Annotated in this window: 2 protein-coding genes and 1 pseudogene; 2 read left to right on the plus strand and 1 reads right to left on the minus strand. The window is 76.7% G+C overall.

Features of this window, described 5'->3' with window-relative positions:
• Together PLP61_RS17025 and bioD are read left to right on the plus strand one after the other, a co-directional pair.
• Positions 1-327 (plus strand): annotated as a pseudogene (locus PLP61_RS17025) (8-amino-7-oxononanoate synthase); the annotation flags it as partial.
• Positions 324-983, plus strand: a complete 660-nt coding sequence (gene bioD / locus PLP61_RS17030; RefSeq protein WP_324503990.1) for a dethiobiotin synthase — start codon at positions 324-326, stop codon at positions 981-983. The pseudogene PLP61_RS17025 and the gene bioD, both read left to right, overlap by 4 nt.
• A gap of 21 nt (positions 984-1,004) precedes the next feature.
• Here bioD and PLP61_RS17035 read toward each other — a convergent pair.
• The coding region (locus PLP61_RS17035) for an amidase family protein (RefSeq protein WP_324503991.1) at positions 1,005-1,604 on the minus strand (600 nt) is incomplete at its 5' end.

A 1,604-nucleotide genomic window follows, 5' to 3' on the forward strand; every position in this document is an offset into this window, starting at 1 on the left:
GCGGGCGCGCTGGCCGCGCTGCGGCACCTGCGCGCTCACCCGGAGCTGTGCGAGGTCGTCCGGGGTCGCGTCTCCGCCCTGGCGCGGACCCTCGGCGTCGAGCCGCCCGGCGGCGCCGTACTCTCGGTGCCGATGCCCTCGCCACAGACCGCTCTGGCCGCTCAGGCCGCCGCCCTCGACGAGGGCGTGCGGGTGGGCTGCTTCCGGCCGCCCTCCACCCCCGACGGGGTCTCGCGCCTCCGGGTCACCGCGAGCGCCGGCCCCACCGACGCGGAGTGGTCGCGGGCGGCCGATGTGGTCGCCCGGGTGGTGGAGACCCACCGATGAGCCGGATCGTCGTGGTCACCGGGACCGACACCGACATCGGCAAGACGGTGGTGACCGCCGCGCTGGCCACGACGGCCGCGGCCACCGGCACGGTGGTGGTCGTCAAGCCGGTGCAGACCGGGGTGGGCCCGCACGATCCCGGCGACGCCGACGAGGTGCACCGGCTCACCGGGTGCGCCGCCCAGGAGTTCACGGCCCTGCCCGACCCGCTGGCCCCTGACACCGCCGCGCTCCTGCGAGGCACGCACATCCCGCCGGTCAGCGAGTACGCCGACCGGATCCGCGTGCTGGCGGAGTTCCACGACACGGTGCTGGTCGAGGGAGCCGGCGGGCTGCTGGTCCGCCTGGACCGCGACGGCGGCACGATCGCGGACCTGGCGCAGGAGCTGGCGGCGGACGTGCTGGTGGTCACCAGCCTCCGGCTGGGCACGCTCAACCACACCGAGCTGACCGTCAACGCGCTGCGGGCCCGGGGCATCGAGCCGGCCGGCCTGGTGATCGGCTCGTGGCCGGCCGACCCGGGGCTGGCCGAGGAGTGCAACGCCGACGACCTGCCACGCCTCACCGGCGTACCCGTCGTCGCGACGGTTCCGGCCGGGGCCGGCACGCTCGCGCCCGAGGAGTTCCGCCGCCGGGCGCCCGGCTGGTTCGCCTAGTCCGCGGAAATCTACGACGGGTCACCAGCCAGGGGGGCGGCGGTCGGACCACGGGGCGGCCGCCTCCACCTGCGCCGCGAGCGCCAGCAGCAGCGACTCCTCCGCGGGCCGGGCGGCCAGCATCACGCCCACCGGGAGCCCCTCGGGCGTCCAGTGCAGCGGCAGCGACACCGCCGGCATCCCGGTGACGTTCCAGGCCGAGGTCCACGGGGTGAACGACTTCTGCGCCTCGAAGTCCGCCGCGGGGTCCGCGTCGTCGCGCAGCGCGCCGACCGGCAGCGGCGGCTGCGCGAGGGTCGGGGTGAGCACGGCGTCGTACGGCGCCAGTGCGGCCAGCGCGCCTGCGGCCAGCCGGCGCATCTCCCCGATCGCCAGCCCGAACTCCGGCCCGGACACGGCCCGCCCGCGGTCGGCGAGCCAGCGGGTCAGCGGACGCAGCAGCGGCTCCCGCCCCGGGGGCACCACCGAGAGCGCGGTCAGCACCGCCCAGCAGGGCTCGAACACCGGCACCGCGGTCTCAGGCAGCGACACCGGGACGTCGACCACGTCGTGCCCCAGCGACGCCAGCAGCTCCGACGCCGCCTCCCACCATGCCCAGCCAGACCACAGCAGCCTCCGGAT

The sequence above is a fragment of the Nocardioides sp. genome, from assembly GCF_035429765.1.
Classification (GTDB): domain Bacteria; phylum Actinomycetota; class Actinomycetes; order Propionibacteriales; family Nocardioidaceae; genus Nocardioides.

What these genes read in the sequence shown, in the direction of transcription:
- bioD (WP_324503990.1), top strand. Translation starts at nt 324, where the DNA reads ATGAGCCGGATCGTCGTGGTCACCGGGACCGACACCGACATCGGCAAG.